General features: G+C 46.9%; 15 protein-coding genes. 6 read left to right on the top strand and 9 right to left on the bottom strand.

What is annotated here, in order from left to right; all coding sequences use genetic code 11:
- Positions 1-123 precede the first annotated feature (123 nt).
- From vsple_RS17550 to vsple_RS17560, 3 genes are all read left to right on the top strand, one after another.
- Positions 124-1,467: an NCS2 family permease gene (locus vsple_RS17550; protein WP_261883219.1), complete on the top strand. Its 1,344-nt coding sequence runs from the start codon at positions 124-126 to the stop codon at positions 1,465-1,467.
- 229 nt (positions 1,468-1,696) lie between these two features.
- Positions 1,697-3,124: a nucleobase:cation symporter-2 family protein gene (locus tag vsple_RS17555; protein ID WP_261883220.1), complete on the top strand. Its 1,428-nt coding sequence runs from the start codon at positions 1,697-1,699 to the stop codon at positions 3,122-3,124.
- A gap of 187 nt (positions 3,125-3,311) precedes the next feature.
- Entirely contained in the window at positions 3,312-4,673 is a 1,362-nt protein-coding gene (locus vsple_RS17560; RefSeq protein ID WP_261883221.1) for an 8-oxoguanine deaminase, read from the top strand.
- 230 nt (positions 4,674-4,903) lie between these two features.
- Here vsple_RS17560 and vsple_RS17565 read toward each other — a convergent pair whose 3' ends face one another.
- From vsple_RS17565 to gcl, 5 genes are all read right to left on the bottom strand, one after another.
- Entirely contained in the window at positions 4,904-5,512 is a 609-nt protein-coding gene (locus vsple_RS17565) for a TetR/AcrR family transcriptional regulator (RefSeq protein WP_261883222.1), read from the bottom strand.
- 132 nt (positions 5,513-5,644) lie between these two features.
- Positions 5,645-6,955 (bottom strand): glycerate kinase type-2 family protein, encoded by a 1,311-nt coding sequence (locus tag vsple_RS17570; RefSeq protein ID WP_261883223.1) that lies wholly within the window; start codon positions 6,953-6,955, stop codon positions 5,645-5,647.
- 276 nt (positions 6,956-7,231) lie between these two features.
- On the bottom strand, positions 7,232-8,128 hold the full coding sequence (locus tag vsple_RS17575; RefSeq protein ID WP_150868416.1) for a 2-hydroxy-3-oxopropionate reductase: 897 nt from the start codon (positions 8,126-8,128) through the stop codon (positions 7,232-7,234).
- Between the two features lie 37 nt (positions 8,129-8,165).
- Positions 8,166-8,942, bottom strand: coding sequence for a hydroxypyruvate isomerase (gene hyi / locus vsple_RS17580; RefSeq protein ID WP_261883224.1), 777 nt, complete (start codon positions 8,940-8,942; stop codon positions 8,166-8,168).
- Positions 8,943-9,031: 89 nt separating this feature from the next.
- Positions 9,032-10,804, bottom strand: a complete 1,773-nt coding sequence (gcl, locus tag vsple_RS17585; protein ID WP_261883225.1) for a glyoxylate carboligase — start codon at positions 10,802-10,804, stop codon at positions 9,032-9,034.
- A gap of 314 nt (positions 10,805-11,118) precedes the next feature.
- On the opposite strand from gcl, the gene aceB reads away from it, so the two are divergent.
- On the top strand, positions 11,119-12,741 hold the full coding sequence (gene aceB / locus vsple_RS17590) for a malate synthase A (RefSeq protein ID WP_261883226.1): 1,623 nt from the start codon (positions 11,119-11,121) through the stop codon (positions 12,739-12,741).
- 92 nt (positions 12,742-12,833) lie between these two features.
- A complete protein-coding gene (locus vsple_RS17595; RefSeq protein WP_032553543.1) occupies positions 12,834-13,274 on the top strand; it encodes a GlcG/HbpS family heme-binding protein in 441 nt (146 codons plus the stop codon).
- Between the two features lie 160 nt (positions 13,275-13,434).
- On the opposite strand, the gene vsple_RS17600 is transcribed toward vsple_RS17595, so the two are convergent.
- On the bottom strand, positions 13,435-13,917 hold the full coding sequence (locus tag vsple_RS17600; protein ID WP_150868408.1) for a MarR family winged helix-turn-helix transcriptional regulator: 483 nt from the start codon (positions 13,915-13,917) through the stop codon (positions 13,435-13,437).
- 125 nt (positions 13,918-14,042) lie between these two features.
- Here vsple_RS17600 and vsple_RS17605 point away from each other — a divergent pair, with 125 nt between their 5' ends.
- Positions 14,043-14,951 (top strand): DMT family transporter, encoded by a 909-nt coding sequence (locus vsple_RS17605; RefSeq protein ID WP_261883227.1) that lies wholly within the window; start codon positions 14,043-14,045, stop codon positions 14,949-14,951.
- A gap of 278 nt (positions 14,952-15,229) precedes the next feature.
- Here the strand turns inward: vsple_RS17605 and vsple_RS17610 are convergent, their stop codons facing one another.
- Genes vsple_RS17610 through vsple_RS17620 form a run of 3 tightly spaced genes read right to left on the bottom strand, consistent with a single transcriptional unit; the run spans position 15,230 to position 17,763 of the window.
- Positions 15,230-16,411: an MFS transporter gene (locus vsple_RS17610; RefSeq protein ID WP_261883228.1), complete on the bottom strand. Its 1,182-nt coding sequence runs from the start codon at positions 16,409-16,411 to the stop codon at positions 15,230-15,232.
- Positions 16,401-17,468 (bottom strand): phosphotransferase, encoded by a 1,068-nt coding sequence (locus tag vsple_RS17615; protein WP_261883229.1) that lies wholly within the window; start codon positions 17,466-17,468, stop codon positions 16,401-16,403. Before vsple_RS17615 ends, vsple_RS17610 begins: the two co-directional genes overlap by 11 nt.
- A gap of 10 nt (positions 17,469-17,478) precedes the next feature.
- Positions 17,479-17,763, bottom strand: a complete 285-nt coding sequence (locus vsple_RS17620; protein ID WP_261883230.1) for a GNAT family N-acetyltransferase — start codon at positions 17,761-17,763, stop codon at positions 17,479-17,481.
- Positions 17,764-17,970 lie beyond the last annotated feature (207 nt).

Consider the following 17,970-nt stretch of genomic DNA (forward strand, 5'->3'; position numbering starts at 1 on the left):
CAGCGAGCTTGGTCAGGCTTGTTCGTGCCCAAAAAAGAGAAATCATCTTAAACATATGAAACCTTAATATTGAAATCTCGCTGTATTCAATACATGGATCACAACATAAAAGGACTTGCTGACATGAGTGAGAGTAAAACTGAAATACTCAACCAAGATGCGAATAACGGAATTTTAGAGAAGTTTTTTAAAATTAAGGCCCACGGAAGCAGTGTAAAAAATGAATTGGTTGGTGGCGTGACCACTTTCGCAACCATGGCTTACATTATCTTCGTTAACCCACAGATCATGGCGGCATCTGGCATGGATTCTGGCGCTGTGTTCGTTGCAACCTGTATTGGTGCAGCGATTGGCTGTCTGTTAATGGGACTGTTTGCTAACTGGCCGGTTGGCCTTGCGCCGGGTATGGGCCTCAACGCCTTCTTCTCGTTCACTGTGGTGAGTGAAATGGGTTACAGCTGGGAGGTAGCGCTTGGGGCGGTATTTATCTCTGGTGTGCTATTTGTCGGGATGAGCTTCTACAAGGTTCGTCAATGGATTATAGAGAGCATTCCAGAGAGTTTACGTTACTCCATGACCGCTGGTGTTGGTCTATTCTTGGGTCTGATCGGTCTTAAAACAGCAGGTATTGTCGTCGAAAACCCAGCAACTTTGGTTTCGCTTGGTGATTTCACTAAGCCAGAAGCACTGCTCGCGGCTATCGCATTCCTTATCATCGCGGTGCTGAGTGAGCGTAAAGTCTTTGGTGCTGTACTAATTGGTATTTTGAGTGTAACGCTTATCGGCATGATGTTAGGTCTAGTGCAATACAACGGCTTCTTCGCAGCGCCGCCAAGCTTAGCACCAACCTTTATGGCAATGGACATCGCAGGCGCACTGAATGTCTCTATGATCAGCGTTATCTTAGCCTTCCTCTTTGTAAACATGTTCGACACCGCGGGTACTTTAATGGGTGTTGCAGAACGTGCACATCTAACCAACCCTGAAACGGGCAAGATTGAAGGTCTGAGCAAAGCGCTAAAAGCCGACAGTATTTCGAGTGTTGCCGGGGCTTGTGTGGGTTGTCCACCAGTAACCAGTTATGTCGAGAGTGCTGCAGGTGTGGCAGCAGGTGCTCGTACTGGCCTTTCTGCCATTGTGGTGGGCGCGCTGTTCCTAGCTGCGATCTTCCTATCGCCACTTGCTGGTATGATCCCGGCTTACGCAACGTCTGGCGCACTGATCTACGTAGCATTTGTGATGATGAGCAGCATGCAGCACGTTGATTGGAAAGATTTCACTAACGCTGCACCAGCGGCAATCACTGCGTTAATGATGCCACTCACATTTTCAATCGCAAATGGGATTGCGCTTGGCTTTATCACTTACACGGTATTAAAACTAGCAACCGGCAAAACCAAAGATGTCTCTATCTCGATGTACTTCTTAGCGGCTATCTTCATCGCTAAATTGGTGTTCATTGGTTAATTTTCGGCGCCTTAGTTAACCACCATTGAGTCACGCACCTTGAACGCTTGGTTTAATAATCAAGCCAAGCGTTCTAATCAAATGTTAAGAAAGCTAACTGTACGGAACCTACGACGTATTTAAACGCGTTACACCTCGTACTCCTTTTTTATGACCCTACGCAGTTTGTAGAAGTCATTATTTGACTGTCATTCGCTTGTGAACATAAAAACAAGCAGAGGAATATCAAATGAAACTTCTGTATACCCTAAATGAAAGACCCCCTCATGGGCTCACCCTGCTACTTGCTCTGCAACATATGCTAGCCTCCATTGGCGGCATTGTTGCAGTACCACTGATTGTTGGCGCGTCCATTGGTTTGCCCAGCACTGAAATCGTCTCGCTCATTAACGCGGCTTTGCTGGCATCGGGGATCGTCACCGTCGCCCAATGTCTTGGTTTTGGCCCAATTGGTATCCGTTTACCCGTAGTGATGGGCTCCAGCTTCGCCTTTCTCGGCGTCGCGATCTCTATTGGTAATGAAGGTGGCGTGAGTGCAATTATGGGCTCAGCCCTGATCGGCTCCTTCGTGGTGATTGCAGCCAGCTTTTACATGGATAAGGTAAGGAAACTGTTCCCTACCGTGGTAAGTGGTGTAGTGGTTACTCTTATCGGGCTAACCATTTTACCGGTTGCCATGAATTGGGTCGGAGATTCACCTGCCAACAGTGAACAGTTTGCCACGCTACCGAAACTCTTTTTAGCGCTGGTCTCTTTGGGCATTGTGGTTTGTGTCTCTGTTTACTGCAAAGGCGCAGTCGCTGCCTCCGCGATCGTGATCGGCCTTGCGGGCGGTTACATCGTGGCACTATCACTTGGCATGGTAAACCTAAACCAAATTAGCTCTGCTGCTTGGATTGGTGGTCCTGAACCTTTCAAATACGGCTTCACATTCTCAATGAGCGCCATCATTAGTATGAGCTTGGTGTACATCGTGGTTATTGCTGAAGCAACAGGTGACTTCATGGCGCTTGGCAACAACTGCCAAACCCAAGTCAGCGGTAAAGATCTAAAACGCGGTCTTCTGGGCGATGGGCTTGGTAGTACGCTTTCTTCAATTCTCACCGCTATGCCGCTCGCATCGTTCAGCCAGAATGTAGGTATCGTTGGTATCACTGGGGTTGCCAGTCGCTATGTGGTTGCTGCAACAGGTGGTTTGCTGATCCTCGGTGGTCTGTTTCCGAAACTCGCGGCGATTGCCGTCACTATCCCTAAGCCAGTATTAGGGGGCGTGGGTTTTGTTATGTTCGGTATGATTGCCTACGCGGGTATTCGTATGTTGATAAAAGCTGCGGACACTAAACGAAACGCGCTAGTGATCTGTGTCGGTCTGGCTTCTGGGCTTGCGGTAACCTTCGAACCACGACTGCTACAGCACTTACCTCATGATTTAGCGAACTTCCTACACTCTGGCATTACGACCGGGACAATCATGACAGTTTTGCTGAACCTGATTTTGCCTAAGTCGTCACGAGCTGAAGAGCAAGAAGCACTCGCCGAAAGCCAAGCTCAAGTAGAGCTAGAGATGCAAGAGCAAGCTGAAATGCGAGAACAGGAAAAGCACGCAGAACTACAGCAAAAAGAACAAACTGAAACAACAGAAGTTAAGGCAAACTAAACGCCTTAGATTGGCTAGTGGTTTCAGGCTTAACTGACTTAATGAGAAGTACGAACACTTACATCAGTTAAAGAAGCATACAGCAGTGGGTTGAGAAACGCGCTGCTTTATAAACCCTTATCGTTAACAATACAAAACCAAAGACCCTCTTCCCTGAAAAGGCTGAGATGGCTAAGGACTATTATGAATGGAAACCATCTGGATTAAGAATCCACTCGCAATTTACACTGGCACAAGTACCAATGCACAAGGCGGACTCGTCGTCAGAGGTAATACCATTGTCGAGTTAGTAGGCAAACATCAAGAACCAACTATCCCTGTCGACTACAGTGTTGATGCCTCGCGTCATGTTGTCACACCAGGGCTGATTAACGCCCACCATCACTTCTATCAAACTCTTACTCGTGCCTACCCTGGCGCGCTCAACAAAGAGCTTTTTCATTGGCTGAAAAGTTTGTACCCAGTTTGGGCAAACCTCGATGCCGAAATGATGAGCCTTGCCACTGAGCTGGCCTTGGTCGAACTGATGATGTCTGGTTGCACCACGGCTTCCGACCACCATTACCTACTTCCTAACGGGCTTGAACACGCCATTGACTTGCAAGTCGAAGCTGCCGAAAAGCTCGGTGTTAGGGCTATCTTTACTCGCGGCTCAATGAGTTTAGGAGAAGATGAAGGTGGGCTACCTCCAAGGCACACCATCCAGACTGAGCAAACCATCATCGATGATAGCCAGCGCTTGATCCGAGACTACCATCAGCGAGATGAAGGTGCGATGGTTCAAATTGCCCTTGCGCCGTGCTCACCATTCTCGGTCACCACAGATTTGATGAAAGAGACAGCTCGAATTAGCGAGCGTGAAAACGTGATGATGCACACTCACCTATGCGAGACCCTAGATGAAGAAGATTTCTGTATTGAGAAGTTTGGATTACGCCCGGTCGATTATCTCGAAGATGTGGGCTGGCTCAATGACCGAACTTGGTTAGCTCACGGTATCCACTTCAATCCGGAAGAGATAAAACGTTTAGGGGCGGCAGGCGTTGGTATCAGCCATTGTCCAACATCGAACATGATGCTTGCTTCAGGCATATGTAAGAACAACGACCTTGAAGCCGCTGGCGTGAAAGTCGGTCTCGGTGTTGATGGTTCGGCCTCGAATGATGGTTCGAATATGATTGCCGAAGTGCGAATGGCAATGTATCTACAAAGGCTGCAGTACGGCTCTGCCAATGTCTCGCACTTTGATGCACTTCGCTGGGCAACATCGGGGTCTGCACGTGCAATGGGCCGTACCGATATCGGTACTCTTGAGGTTGGCAAACAAGCCGATATCGCTATGTTCAAGCTTGATGATATTCGTTTCTCTGGCAGTCACGATCCGCTCGCCGCACTGCTTTTGTGTGGTGCCCAACAAGCAGACAAAGTAATGATAGCCGGACAATGGCGTGTCAACGATGGCGTAGTGATAGGTGTCGATATGGAACATCTCATGCACCGCCACCACGCCGCCGCAATGAGGCTTGGTAAGCTGGCAATGAGTGCCTAACCAAGTGTCGCTGCTATTACAAATTTGAGGCCTGCAATTGCAGGCCTTGTTTTTGAATTGAAATAGATTATACCAATCGTAGTAAATAATTGCTCACCCTAGCTTGTTAAAATGCTCGATAACTGCGTTAGAATTTTTGATTGTAGAATAACTACTTATCGAAAAATGCTGCCTTGTTCTCAAGCCTTTTTCCTGCGCTATTTTTGATCACTTATTTACTGTGATTGGTATTAGCTTTTTACGCCACACCCTTTTATCACCAACTGTGTGATGAATTTAGCGGCGTCTTCGTAATCTTGGTCATCGAGTTGGTCTTTTTTCATCACACTGCAAATCTGCCAGCCGAAATCAGCATAGGTTTGAGTCGCGGCCCAGATAGTGAACATCAGGTGATGTGCAGGCACGTCGTCCATCAGACCTTGTGCAGACCAAGTAGCAAACTTGTCGATGATCATCTGGGATTGTTTATAAAGCTCATCACCTATCTCTTTTGGTAATACTTTGGCGCCCGACATCACTTCATTGGCAAACACTTTGGAGGCGTGTGGGTGATCACGAGAGATGATTAATTTGGTTTGGATGTATTGCGACAGTGCTTCGACAGGATCATCGAGCTCTTCAATTGGACGAGAGGCTTCCAACAAGGGTTGCGTCACCGACTCCAATACCGCGTTGTAGAGTTTGTCTTTTGAACTGAAGTAATAGAACACGTTAGGCTTTGGAATGTCGGCAGCTTTGGCGATATCAACCATTTTGGTCGCAGCATAACCGTGCATCGCGAACTGCTCACACGCCACTTGAATGATTAAGTCTTGGTTCTTCTGCCTGATTTTAGACATATCATATCCCTACAACCGATTGATTTAGCTTTAGTGTCCTACGATACAAATAACTTTGACCGCCCCTTTATTGTGCATGAGACGGCCAATCGATTGGTTCATATATTTTAATAAATGAGAGGGAGGTTAACTTTAAAGTATCAAAATCGCTCGAAAGTCGTTTACGTTGGTCAGTGTCGGCCCCGTTGTTAGTAGCACATCAACCTTGTCAAAGAAGTCATAACTATTATTAGCATCTAAATAAGTTTCCGCTTTCAAAGACAGTGCCTCACTCTGTTGCCACGTATTCGGCGTGATCCAAGCCCCTGCGTTATCTTCAACCCCATCAATACCGTCGGTGTCCGCCGCCAGTGCGTAGATGTTGTCATGCCCTTTGAGTTCATTGAATAAACTTAACAAAAATTCACAGTTACGCCCGCCTCTACCATTGCCCTTAACGGTTACCGTCGTTTCTCCACCTGAAAGTAATACGCAAGGCGTCTTAAAAGGGTGCTGTCGACTAGCCACTTGTTTCGCCAGCGCAGCATGCACCTTAGCGACCTCCCTCGCTTCGCCCTCAATGCAATCACTTAAAACATACGCAGGAACTCCTAACCCTTCAGCTTCCGCAGCGGCAGACTCTAACGCTGACATCGGGGTCGCGATAATATGGTGTTCAGCGCTCTTCCAACATGAATCATCAGGTTTGATGGTCTCCGATTCTGGATTATTGAGCCACTCAAATACTGACGTTGGCATATCAATTCGATAACGCTCTAAGATGGCGAGTGCATCAAAGCGAGTCGTGGTATCCGGAACGGTTGGACCCGATGCAATCACACTGATGTCATCACCGGGTACATCTGAAATGGCCAATGAAACTACTCTTGCAGGATAGGCTGCTTTTGCAAGACGCCCGCCTTTGATTAGCGATAGGTGTTTGCGCACACAATTCATCTCATCAATTGCTGCGCCAGACTTAAGCAGAGCTTTGTTGATCTGCTGCTTCTCAGCAAGAGTGATATCACCACCGGGTAGACTCAATAGTGCCGAACCTCCGCCTGACAATAAGCAGATCACTGTGTCATCAGCACTTAAGTTCTTCACCAATTTTAGCATTCGCTGGCTCACCTCTAGCCCCATTTCATCGGGTACTGGGTGCGCCGCTTCGATGACTTCAATATGCTCACAGGGTGCGGTATGTTCGTAACGAGTGACCACCAGACCTTCAAGCTCTCGAAGTGCGAGATCATGCTTTTTCTTATCTCGCCATACAGCTTCTAACTCTGCTGCCATCGACGCAGCCGCTTTACCCGCACCGATCACCACCGTACGTCCAGCCTGATTGGAGGAGCGATAAAAAATAGATTCAGAAAGAAAAGGTTCGATGTGGTTTCGCGGTAGCGCTTCATTAACTGCGCTAGAGAAAAGGGTATGTAAAAACTGTTTAGCATCGATGTCCATCAGCCACTCCTTAGTCGACGGAATAAAAAAAGAACCCTAATACAAGGACACAGGTGCCTGCTAAGAAATAAGTTGGAAAGGAACAACTTCAACCTCTGCCTTATATTAGGAACGCGCATAAAAGGAGACGAAACTACGCGATTTATAAACAAACTGCTTGAGCCTGTGGGGTCGGCCACCCACCCTGGAGAAGTGGCAGCCTAAGTTCGTTACTCTGGTTTCATGAACCATGCATTCAATACCAGAGTAACGAATAGATTTACCCTAGATCGGGTACTATCGGATTGAGTGATCCGAGCGTTTTTCAATGGCTTGAATGAGTGCTGAGTGATCCCAACCTTCACCGCCCATATCAGCACACTCACCAAACAGTTGTTGAGCCGTCGCCGTATTCGGTAGTGATACACCTAATTCTTCGGCGCCAGTCAGTGCAAGGTTAAGGTCTTTCTGATGCAGCGAGATTCTAAATCCTGGGTCAAAGGTTCCTTCCACCATACGCTCACCATGCACTTCCAAGATCTTAGAGTTAGCAAAACCACCCAACAGCGCCTGACGCACGCGAGCAGGATCGGCCCCCGCTTTAGAGGCAAATACCAGTGCCTCAGAGACAGCTTCAATGTTTAACGCTACGATAATTTGGTTAGCGACTTTACACGTTTGGCCTGCGCCATTATCGCCAACCAAGGTAATGTTCTTGCCCATCACTTCAAATAGAGGACGCGCCTTATCAAAAGCAGCCTGTTCACCACCAACCATGATGGTCAGTGTTGCATTGATAGCACCCACTTCTCCCCCTGATACCGGAGCATCAAGATAGGACGCACCGCCTTCGTTAATGCGAGCTGCGATCGCTTTGGTGGCGATAGGAGAAATTGAACTCATATCAATCACCAGCTTTCCAGCCGCACCACCTGCAGTAAGGCCTTGCTCTACGCCGTTGTCACCAAACAGAACATCTTCAACTTGAGGTGTGTTTGGCACCATTAGAATGATCACATCGGCCTGCTCTGCCACTTCCGCAGGTGAGTGGTAAACCGTTGCACCAGCAGCGACAAGATCAGCAGGTGCTGGGTTGAAATGGTCTGAAAGAAGGATTTCGTGGCCAGCTTTTTGAAGGTTGCTCGCCATTGGTTTGCCCATGATACCTGTACCAATAAATGCAATTTTAGACATGTTGTTCTCCTTAACGTTTTAAGATAACCAGACGCAATTAACGGTACTGGTGCAGCCAACCAAGGCCTTCTGTAGTGGTCGTTTTCGGTTTGTACTCACAGCCCACCCAACCTTGGTAGCCCAATTCATCTAGGTAGTTGAGCACAAATGGGTAGTTGACCTCCCCCGTTCCCGGCTCATGACGACCTGGATTGTCAGCCAATTGGACGTGAGCTATCTGACCAATGTTCTGCTGCATAGTTGGCGTAAGATCGCCTTCCATGATCTGCATGTGGTAGATGTCGTATTGAATCGAGAGGTTGTCGCTCCCGACTTCTTTAATGATCGCTTTCGCCTGTTCCGTGGTGTTGAGGAAGAAGCCCGGAATGTCGCGCGTGTTGATCGCTTCAATCACTAAACTTATTCCTTCAGCCGCCAGTGCGTTTGCCGCATAGTGAAGGTTAATCACAAACGCAGAGTGCGCATCTTGCGGAGTCACCCCTTGCGGCACAATTCCCGCTAAGCAGTTCACCTGTTTGCAACCTAGCGCTTTGGCGTACTCTATTGCTTTCGGCACGCCCGCTTGAAACTCTTCAACTCTTGCAGGGTCAACCGCAATACCTCGGTCACCCGCCTCCCAATCACCAGCCGGCAAGTTAAACAGCACCTGTTCTAGGTTGTTCTCAACCAACTTCTGTTTGATCGCTTGCGCGTCAAAAGCATATGGGAATAGATATTCGACGCCTTGAAACCCTGCATCGGCAGCCGCTTCAAAACGATCCATAAAATCCACTTCAGTGAATAACATTGACAAATTAGCCGCAAATTTCGCCATGACTCTGTCCTTCTTATCTGTATTCTTTGGGCACTAAGCCTGTGCCCATTGACGTTCCGTTAAGCGACTATCGGCTTAACGGAAACACATTATTTGTGCGCAAGCGCGGTCGGCGCGTCTTCGTGAGTCTCCGCTAGCGGCTCAAACTCGTTGATGGCATTGATCTCAACACCCATCGAAATGTTGGTCACTCGCTCAAGAATCAATTCAACAACGACTGGCACTTTATGCTTGTTCATAAGCGCTTTAGCTTGTTCAAACGCCGGCGCAATTTGCTCTGGCTCGCGTACTCGAATCGCCTTACAGCCCAAGCCTTCTACAACGGCAACATGGTCTACACCGTAGCCTTCAAGCTCTGGCGCATTCTGGTTATCAAATGCCAGCTGTACACAGTAATCGATATCAAACTGACGTTGAGCTTGACGAATCAGACCTAGGTAAGAGTTGTTCACCAGTACATGGATATAAGGCAGATTAAACTGTGCACCTACCGCCAACTCTTCAATCATGAATTGGAAATCGTAGTCACCGGAGATAGCCACGATGTCACGATTTGGATCAGCAGCTCGAACACCTAACGCAGCAGGGGTTGTCCAACCTAGCGGGCCAGCCTGACCACAGTTGATCCAGTGGCGCGGTTTGTACACATGAAGGAACTGAGCCGCAGCAATCTGCGAAAGACCTATCGTACTCACGTAACAGGTGTCGCGGCCAAAAGCTTTGTTCATCTCTTCATAAACACGCATTGGCTTCATCGGTGCTTCTTCGAAATTGGTTTTGCGTAGCATGGTCGCCTTACGCTGCTGACATTCCCCCGCCCAATCGCTTCTATTTGGCAACTTGCCTGCGTCGCGCCACTCTCGAGCGACTTCAACCATCAGCTCTAGTGCAGATTTAGCGTCAGAAACAATGCCTAGATCTGGGCAGAACACTCGACCAATTTGAGTTGGTTCAATATCAACATGCACGAATTTTCGACCTTCAGTGTACACATCCACAGAGCCGGTATGACGGTTTGCCCAGCGGTTACCAACACCGAATACAAAATCCGAATTCAACATAGTTTCATTACCGTAACGGTGGGAGGTTTGTAGCCCTACCATACCGGCCATTAATTCATGGTCGTCTGGAATCGAGCCCCAACCCATCAGCGTTGGTATAACAGGAACACCAGTGATCTCTGCAAACTGCTGAAGAAGTTCAGAGGCACCCGCGTTGATCACGCCGCCACCAGAAACAATCAATGGCTTCTCCGCTTCCGCCATCATTGCGAGTGCTTTCTCGATTTGTTGTCTGGTTGCCGTTGGCTTGTAAGGCTCTAGCGGTTCATAAGAGTCAATATCGAACTCAATTTCCGCCAACTGAACATCTAACGGCAAATCAATAAGAACTGGACCCGGTCGACCAGAACGCATCAAATGAAAGGCTTTTTGAAACGCGCGAGGCACTTGGGCGGGTTCGAGTACCGTCGTCGCCCACTTAGTGACAGGCTGAGCGATCGATTCAATATCTACCGCTTGAAAGTCCTCTTTGTGTAGCCTAGCTCGCGGAGCCTGACCTGTAATACATAAGATAGGAATAGAGTCAGCCGAGGCTGAATATAGACCGGTAATCATGTCCGTTCCCGCTGGGCCAGAAGTACCGATACAGACACCAATATTATCCTGATTGGTGCGAGTATATCCTTCTGCCATATGCGAAGCGCCTTCGACATGACGAGCTAGAACGTGATCAATACCACCAAGCTTTTTCATCGCCGCATACATAGGGTTAATTGCTGCGCCCGGAACACCAAATGCGATGTCTACTCCTTCACGTTTAAGCACTTCAACCGCTGCTTCAATCGCTTTCATAATTGCCATTCGAACCTCCAGTTCAGATTGTATACAATTAAATAAACTTTTGTGTACTATGAGCCATTCTCAGCATTTATCAAGTCCGATCTGAAACATTTTTGTTACATCAAACGCGCGTTTTAAGTGAGCACTAACCCCGAAAAGCTTACAATTCATTGCTTTACATAAAATATCTTTACATAAAAATAAATTACAATTATCTCGAATGATAATTAAATGTTAAATAGGCTTTGATTGTTTACAGTTTTTGCCATATAAATAAACTTAAAAATAGAATTTTGTATACAAAATGACATCGTATTGTTCAAAGGAGACAGACAATGATGAATGACGTAAAAGAGAGAGAAGAGGCTTTGTGTATGCAGGTACTTGGCAATATGGACAACGCTGAGTACAAAAAGATCCTGTCTAAAGATGCTTTGATCTTCTTAGAAGCACTGATGAAAAAGTTTGGAGAGCGCCGTCAAAACCTGCTAACTGACCGCGAAGCTAAACAAGCCCAATTCGATGCGGGTGCATTGCCTGATTTCAGAGACGATACGGCAGCGATTCGTGACGACAAAACGTGGAAGGTCGCGACACCGCCACCAGAACTATTAGACCGCCGCGTTGAAATCACCGGTCCTATTGAACGTAAGATGGTCATCAATGCGCTTAACTCCGGCGCTAAAGTTTTCATGTGTTGCTTTGAAGACGCTTCATCTCCGACTTGGGAGAACATGGTCGACGGTCAAATCAACCTTAGAGATGCCAACCTTGGCACCATCAGTTACTACGATGAAAAGAAGCAGAAGAACTACCAACTGGTGAATAACCCTGCGCTGTTGATCGCGCGACCACGTGGTATTCACCTGCCAGAGCAGTCTATCCAGTTTAACAACCAACCTATAGCTGGCTGCTTAATGGACTTTGCTCTCTACTTTTTCCATAACTATCACTCACGTGCAGAACAAGGTTTAGGTGTGTACTACTACATTCCAAAGCTTGAAAGCATGGAAGAAGCACAATGGTGGGACGATATCTTCAGCTTCACCGAGCAATATTTCAAAGTACCAAAAGGCACGATTCGAGCAACAGTACTGATAGAAACACTTCCAGCTGTATTCCAAATGGATGAGATTCTTTATGCGATGCGTGACCACATTGTTGCAATGAACTGTGGCCGTTGGGACTACATTTTCAGCTACATCAAAACATTAAAGAACCACCAAGACCGTATTCTGCCTGATCGTCACGGTATCGGTATGGATCAAGAGTTTCTTAACGCCTACAGCCAACTGCTAGTGAGAACCTGTCATGCTCGTGGCGCGCTGGCGATGGGCGGCATGTCGGCATTTATCCCAGCGAAAGATCCTGCAGAGATGGAGCGCGTTACCGCCAAGGTTATTGAAGACAAGCAGCGAGAATCTAAAAACGGTCATGACGGGACTTGGGTCGCGCACCCAGCATTGGTTGACCTTGCAATGTCAGAATTTGACAAACATCTAGATGGTAAGGTCAACCAAATCGACTTCCAAAGCCCACAACATGAGATCAGTGCAGAGCTTCTGCTGAAGCCTTGTGAGGGAACCCGCGACGAAGCAGGCGTGCGTAAGAACATTCGTATCGCTCTCTACTACATCGAAGCATGGATTCAAGGCCATGGTTGCGTGCCAATTTATGGACTGATGGAAGACGCTGCTACGGCTGAGATCTCTAGAGCCAATATTTGGCAATGGATTCACCACGGCGTCACGTTAGACGACGGCCAAACCTTTACTAAAGAACTCTTCCACTCTTGGCTATACCAAGAGTTAGACACCATTAAACAAGAAGTCGGAGAAGCTCGCTATGCTGCAGGTCGATTCGAAGAGACAGCCGATCTCTTCTATCAACTGTCTACAGCAGAAGCGTTCGCCGCCTTCCTAACTTTACCCAGCTATGGGCTACTGCAAGCGTCTTGACCTGACGCCTGACCAGCTTGAACTTGTGTCGCTTTAATTCTTAAGCGAATCGGGAACAAGCTGGTTTAAGCCCCTGAAAAACAGGAGATAACATGGGAAGTTTGACTCTACAACAAGCGTTAACCATCATAGATGGAACCTTTAAAGCAGGCAGAAAGATCCATACTGAGCCGCTAACCGTTGCGGTTTTAGACAGCGGCGGCAAGCTCATCTCTCTGCAACGTCAGGATGGCTCTAGCATGATGCGACCAGACATCGCCATTGCTAAAGCTTGGGGAGCGCTCGCACTCGGTTGCTCTTCTAGAAAACTCGCCCAAGATGCTGATAACAGACCAGCATTTATCTCCGCAGTCAACGTGCTCGCACACGGAAACATGGTGCCTGTACCAGGGGGTCTACTCATTAGAGATAAAGATAGAACCGTACTCGGTGCCATTGGCGTCAGTGGTGATATCTCAGATATCGACGAAAGCTGCGCGATTAATGGAATTGGCTGTGCAGACCTTTACAGCGATGAGATGCTGCAAGCCTAATGGCATTCTGACTTACCTTTAAACGGGTATCTACAATCAATAAAAAAACCGAAGCACTGAGCTTCGGTTTTTCGTTTTAACTTGGCGGCACTTATTAAACACCAATAGCTAAACGGTTATAAATAGTTAAACGGCCATCAATAGTGAAGCGCCAAAGAACTTATTCGTATGCACTTAGCCATGTTTTCAGCAGTTGATTGGTATTTTTCTTCTGACTTGCGGAGAGAGTTTTCACCAACTTCTTCTGCATCTCAACATGTTCAGTCATCATCTCATCAATCAGGGTTAGGCCATTTCTTGTGAGCTTAACACTCACACTACGACGGTCTTCTTTGCTGTGCTCACGGCTAATAAGCCCCTTGGCTTCTAGCTTATCTAATCGGTTAGTCATGGCACCAGAAGTCAACATCATTGAACCAATGAGCTCTGATGGGGTGAGTCGATAAGGCTTACCAGAGCGTCGTAACGTCGCCAATACATCAAACTCGCCTAGCTTCATATCGTATTGTTTATGAAGGTCGGCAACTTGTGTCTCCATGTATTTGGCGATACGCATTACTCGGCCCATAATCGCCATCGGCTCTGTCTCTAGGTCGGGCTTTTCCTTTGCCCATTGTTCTACCACGCGGTCAATAGCATCCATTTGCAATCACGCTCCGTTATTAGTCTTAGTTGCTTCAAACTAGTTTAACATAAAGATACTTTACAACCACTAGTTATGGGTATACTCTTCACACCAAGAGTTATCTTAACGTAAAGATATTTTAGATGAATATACTATTAGCAATGATCCCCGCCTTCTTCTGGGGTACAACTTATGCAGTGACGCAGTTTACGCTACAGGAGTGGCCACCATTACTACTTGGTGCTCTGCGTGCTTTACCTGCAGGGTTATTATTGCTTGCTGTGAAACCTACTCTACCTAAAAAAGGCGAGTGGCAGATCATTTTCACACTAGGTTTAATCAATATTGCGACCTTCTTCGGTCTGATTTTTGTTATGGCTCTCACCTTGCCTTCTGCCATTTCAGGCGTAGGTATGATCTCAGTGCCTGTATTCGCAATGATTTTCCATTGGGTTGTTAAAAAGCAGCGCCCTAACCTGATTCAAGCTCTGTCGGGTGTAGGTCTAATTTCACTGGCGTGGATGCTGTTCAATCCAAGTCAGATCTCGCTCAGCCCTGTCGGGTTAGGTGCTATGTTTGCCGCTATCATGTGTATCATTGTGGGCAGCAGCATTACTAAATCGCTCGGCGATCGCATGCATTGGTGGAAAGTACTGACTTGGCAATTGATTCTTGGTGGTGTGATCTTGTCGGTGGCTTCGGCGACTCACGCTTTCATCGACCCGCAACCTTACGTCAACGCGGTAACGCACTTCGATTCGCGTAACTTTATGGGTCTGCTATGGGTAATTGGTTTGAATACGGCGCTGGGTTACGGCATGTACGTGTGGCTTCTGCAGCGTATGTCAGTGGTCGACTTTACCTTTGGTGGTATTGCTAACCCAGTCGCTGGTATCGTAATGGGTATGTTGTTGATGGGTGAATCATTCACTGCTACTCAGTACTCGCTAATGACAGGTATGATTGTGATGTCACTACTCCCTCAAGTCATCCTTGCGATTCGACAACCTAAAACAGTACCCGCGCCGAACAAGCCGATAAAAGCAAGATAACCGGTGCAAGCTGAAATAAAGCTACGCCATTACTAACTCCATTCAGATACAATAAAGCTCCAATGGCGACATTGGAGCTTTTGTTTTATTCAAACTTCATCAAAGCAATCTAATACCAATCGTAGTAAATAATTGCTCACCCTAGCTTGCTAAAATGCTCGATAACTGCGTTAGAATTTTTGATTGTAGAATAACTACTTATCGAAAAATTCTGCCTTGTTCTCAAGCCTTTTTCCTGCGCTATTTTTGATCACCTATTTACTGTGATTGGTATAATGCTAACGCCAGCTAAAGTAGCGAACTTCGTTACCATCTTCTGGAATCTTAGGAATGTTCAGAGACAGTAACAAAGAGACACCCGCCATCGCAGCACCAATAAAAAATACCGTTGCTGGCGATGCCAACCAGATAACACCAAACACCACAGGGATTACAACCGCTGCGATATGGTTGATGGTGAAAGAAACCCCTGCCGTTGAAGCCATGTCTGCGGGATCTGCGATCTTCTGAAAGTAGGTTTTAATCGCCAATGCCAGTGCAAAGAACAGATGATCAATCACGTACAGCGCAGCAGCCCACTCAGCACTCTGCACTAAACCGTAGCCAACGAATACACCAATTAGACCGACGTATTCAAACATCAATGCTCTGCGCTCACCAACGACTCCGATGAACTTACCGATACGTTTTGCAAACAAGAAGTTGAATAGATAGTTAATCAAGAACAGTAGCGTCACATCGCCTGCAGAATAACCAAACTTCTCTACCATTAAGAATCCCGCAAACACGGTAAAGATCTGTCGACGAGCACCACTCATAAAGGTCAATGCGTAGTAGAGCCAGTAACGCTTACGCAGCACCAATTTCTTATTCTGCGGGGTCTCGGTTTTAAATTCGGGAAAGCCAAAGGTCATTACCAATACGAGCAAAAAGCCTATCCCACCGGTAATACCGTAAACCCATGCAAAGTCGAGCTTCAGTTGCTCCAACATCACCCAAATCGAACTGTAAGTGATCAAAGACGCCAATGCTCCTACAGAGATCATCTTACCCAGCATTTCCGGCGCTTCTTCTTTACTCAACCATTGCAGCGACAGAGATTGTTTTAGGGTTTCAAAGTAGTGAAAGCCTGTCGACATTAAAATCGTTGTAAGAAGAAGCCCTGTCAATGTTGGAAACAGCCCCGTGATCGCCGTACCCACAGTCAGCATTGCCAGTGAGACCAACATGAATCGCTGCTCGCGAATAAAGGCCAACACAAGCACAACCGTAAACGCAAGAAAGCCTGGGATTTCACGCACACTCTGAAGTAACCCAATATCAGCACCGTCAAAGTTAGCTCGCTCAACAACAAAGTTGTTCAACAGCGCCATCCAGCTAGAAAACGCGATCGGGACAATAATCGAAATCAGCAATAAAAAGTTCTGCGGCGTCTTCCAGCTTGCAGTTTTATCGAACATCAACAAACTCCTGTTCGTTCATTTCACTGAGCGCTTTTTTCGTTAGCTGCTCAGTGTATGGGTTAATCTTCCAGTGATTTGGGCTCCAGCCCTTAACAAAGCGTTGAAAATCAGCCCATGCGGTTGCAAACATAGGGCGCCAAGCCGCTTCGACTTGCACTGCATTTAATTGTGGCCGATAGAGTGCCAGCGCATGAGCAAGCTGTTCAAAATAGACTTTTAACACCTCACTCTCTAGCTCGGCACAATCTCTTGGCCTAATCGCACTGCCCATAAACAGCGCCACATCCTTCATGGCACAGCCAAACCCTACGTATTGAAAATCGACTGCTGCCGCATTTTTATTTTCAACATCAAAACAGAAGTTGGCTAGCTTGGCGTCACCGTGAACGAGTGTCGGATAAGGACAATCCTTCAACTTTTTATCAATTTTCTGTGCGTTTCTCTTCAGATATAGGTCATCCAGCACGTTCAGTTCATCAGGGCGCGTTGCCAAATGCCAATAGGTACCAGTTTCCCACAAACTCGATACATCACTCGGGTTTATGTTGATATGTTTCGCGTGGAAATGCGCAAGCCAGCGTAAACAAGCATTACGTTGCTGCACCTCTTCACGACTATAACCCTCAACTTCACTCGCTAGCACATCAAAGTTGGATATGTTTGAGAAACCGATCGTCTTCAAGTCTTGCATGACAATTAGCCATTCACCTTCCGTTTGTTGACATTGCAGGCCAACAGGAACAGGACAATGTGGATCATACTCTTGAGTAAATCCTTGATACCAAGAGGTTTCAACCTGGTAGGACTTCACTTTTCTCTGGTGTGAAAGCTGGGTATTCCACCCCTTTGGATGTTCGGTTTTATCCGGAAGGGCGACATGTTTAACGATAACACTGGTCACGCCCTGTGCTTCTGGGAAGTGCAAGCGAACTAGCTCTCCGTACCCTCCCCATAAGCGCTGAATCACTTCGACTTGGTGGCGCTCAGAACCATGAATAGAGTAGGCAATAGCATTGTACAATCGTGTTGGAGAATCTGTGGTTGAACAAGGCATACTTTTGTCGTTATGCCTCATCCGCGAGTAGATGAGACCACTGTTTTTGCCTTGCCATGTAGTGCACAACATAGCTGCAGACAGGGACAATTTTAAAGCCCGCCTTTTCGATCTCTGGAAGTACCGCTTCCATCATCACTTTACCCATGCCTTGCCCTTGTAGCTCATCCGGAACGCGAGTTGAAGTAATGTGAAGCACCTGTCCTTGTTGCTGGTATTTCACCACGGCATACTGTTCGGGAGCTAGTTCTACCGTTATTGTTTGGACTTCCTGATCCCATTTTACTGCCTGCATTCTCAACTCCTTTAAATATTCGACATGCTAAACGATAAACATTTGAAGTATTGGATTGATATTAATAGACTAATGTTCGCACATATAGATGAAACGGTGCAGTGGGAATTACAAATAGACCTAAAATGGACACGACCACAACAGATTCAGTATCCAATCACTTCATATACTTAAATCTAGCACGTAAGAACCATCTATTGTCAGATA

Origin of the sequence: Vibrio pelagius (assembly GCF_024347575.1) — a bacterium.
Classification (GTDB): domain Bacteria; phylum Pseudomonadota; class Gammaproteobacteria; order Enterobacterales; family Vibrionaceae; genus Vibrio; species Vibrio pelagius.

Coding starts and splice junctions, on each gene's coding strand:
- hyi (WP_261883224.1), bottom strand. CDS start 8,942: ATGGCGAAATTTGCGGCTAATTTGTCAATGTTATTCACTGAAGTGGAT.
- gcl (WP_261883225.1), bottom strand. CDS start 10,804: ATGGCAATTATGAAAGCGATTGAAGCAGCGGTTGAAGTGCTTAAACGT.
- vsple_RS17565 (WP_261883222.1), bottom strand. CDS start 5,512: ATGTCTAAAATCAGGCAGAAGAACCAAGACTTAATCATTCAAGTGGCG.
- vsple_RS17570 (WP_261883223.1), bottom strand. CDS start 6,955: ATGGACATCGATGCTAAACAGTTTTTACATACCCTTTTCTCTAGCGCA.
- aceB (WP_261883226.1), top strand. CDS start 11,119: ATGATGAATGACGTAAAAGAGAGAGAAGAGGCTTTGTGTATGCAGGTA.
- vsple_RS17615 (WP_261883229.1), bottom strand. CDS start 17,468: ATGCCTTGTTCAACCACAGATTCTCCAACACGATTGTACAATGCTATT.
- vsple_RS17550 (WP_261883219.1), top strand. CDS start 124: ATGAGTGAGAGTAAAACTGAAATACTCAACCAAGATGCGAATAACGGA.
- vsple_RS17595 (WP_032553543.1), top strand. CDS start 12,834: ATGGGAAGTTTGACTCTACAACAAGCGTTAACCATCATAGATGGAACC.
- vsple_RS17555 (WP_261883220.1), top strand. CDS start 1,697: ATGAAACTTCTGTATACCCTAAATGAAAGACCCCCTCATGGGCTCACC.
- vsple_RS17605 (WP_261883227.1), top strand. CDS start 14,043: ATGAATATACTATTAGCAATGATCCCCGCCTTCTTCTGGGGTACAACT.
- vsple_RS17610 (WP_261883228.1), bottom strand. CDS start 16,411: ATGTTCGATAAAACTGCAAGCTGGAAGACGCCGCAGAACTTTTTATTG.
- vsple_RS17560 (WP_261883221.1), top strand. CDS start 3,312: ATGGAAACCATCTGGATTAAGAATCCACTCGCAATTTACACTGGCACA.
- vsple_RS17575 (WP_150868416.1), bottom strand. CDS start 8,128: ATGTCTAAAATTGCATTTATTGGTACAGGTATCATGGGCAAACCAATG.
- vsple_RS17600 (WP_150868408.1), bottom strand. CDS start 13,917: ATGGATGCTATTGACCGCGTGGTAGAACAATGGGCAAAGGAAAAGCCC.
- vsple_RS17620 (WP_261883230.1), bottom strand. CDS start 17,763: ATGCAGGCAGTAAAATGGGATCAGGAAGTCCAAACAATAACGGTAGAA.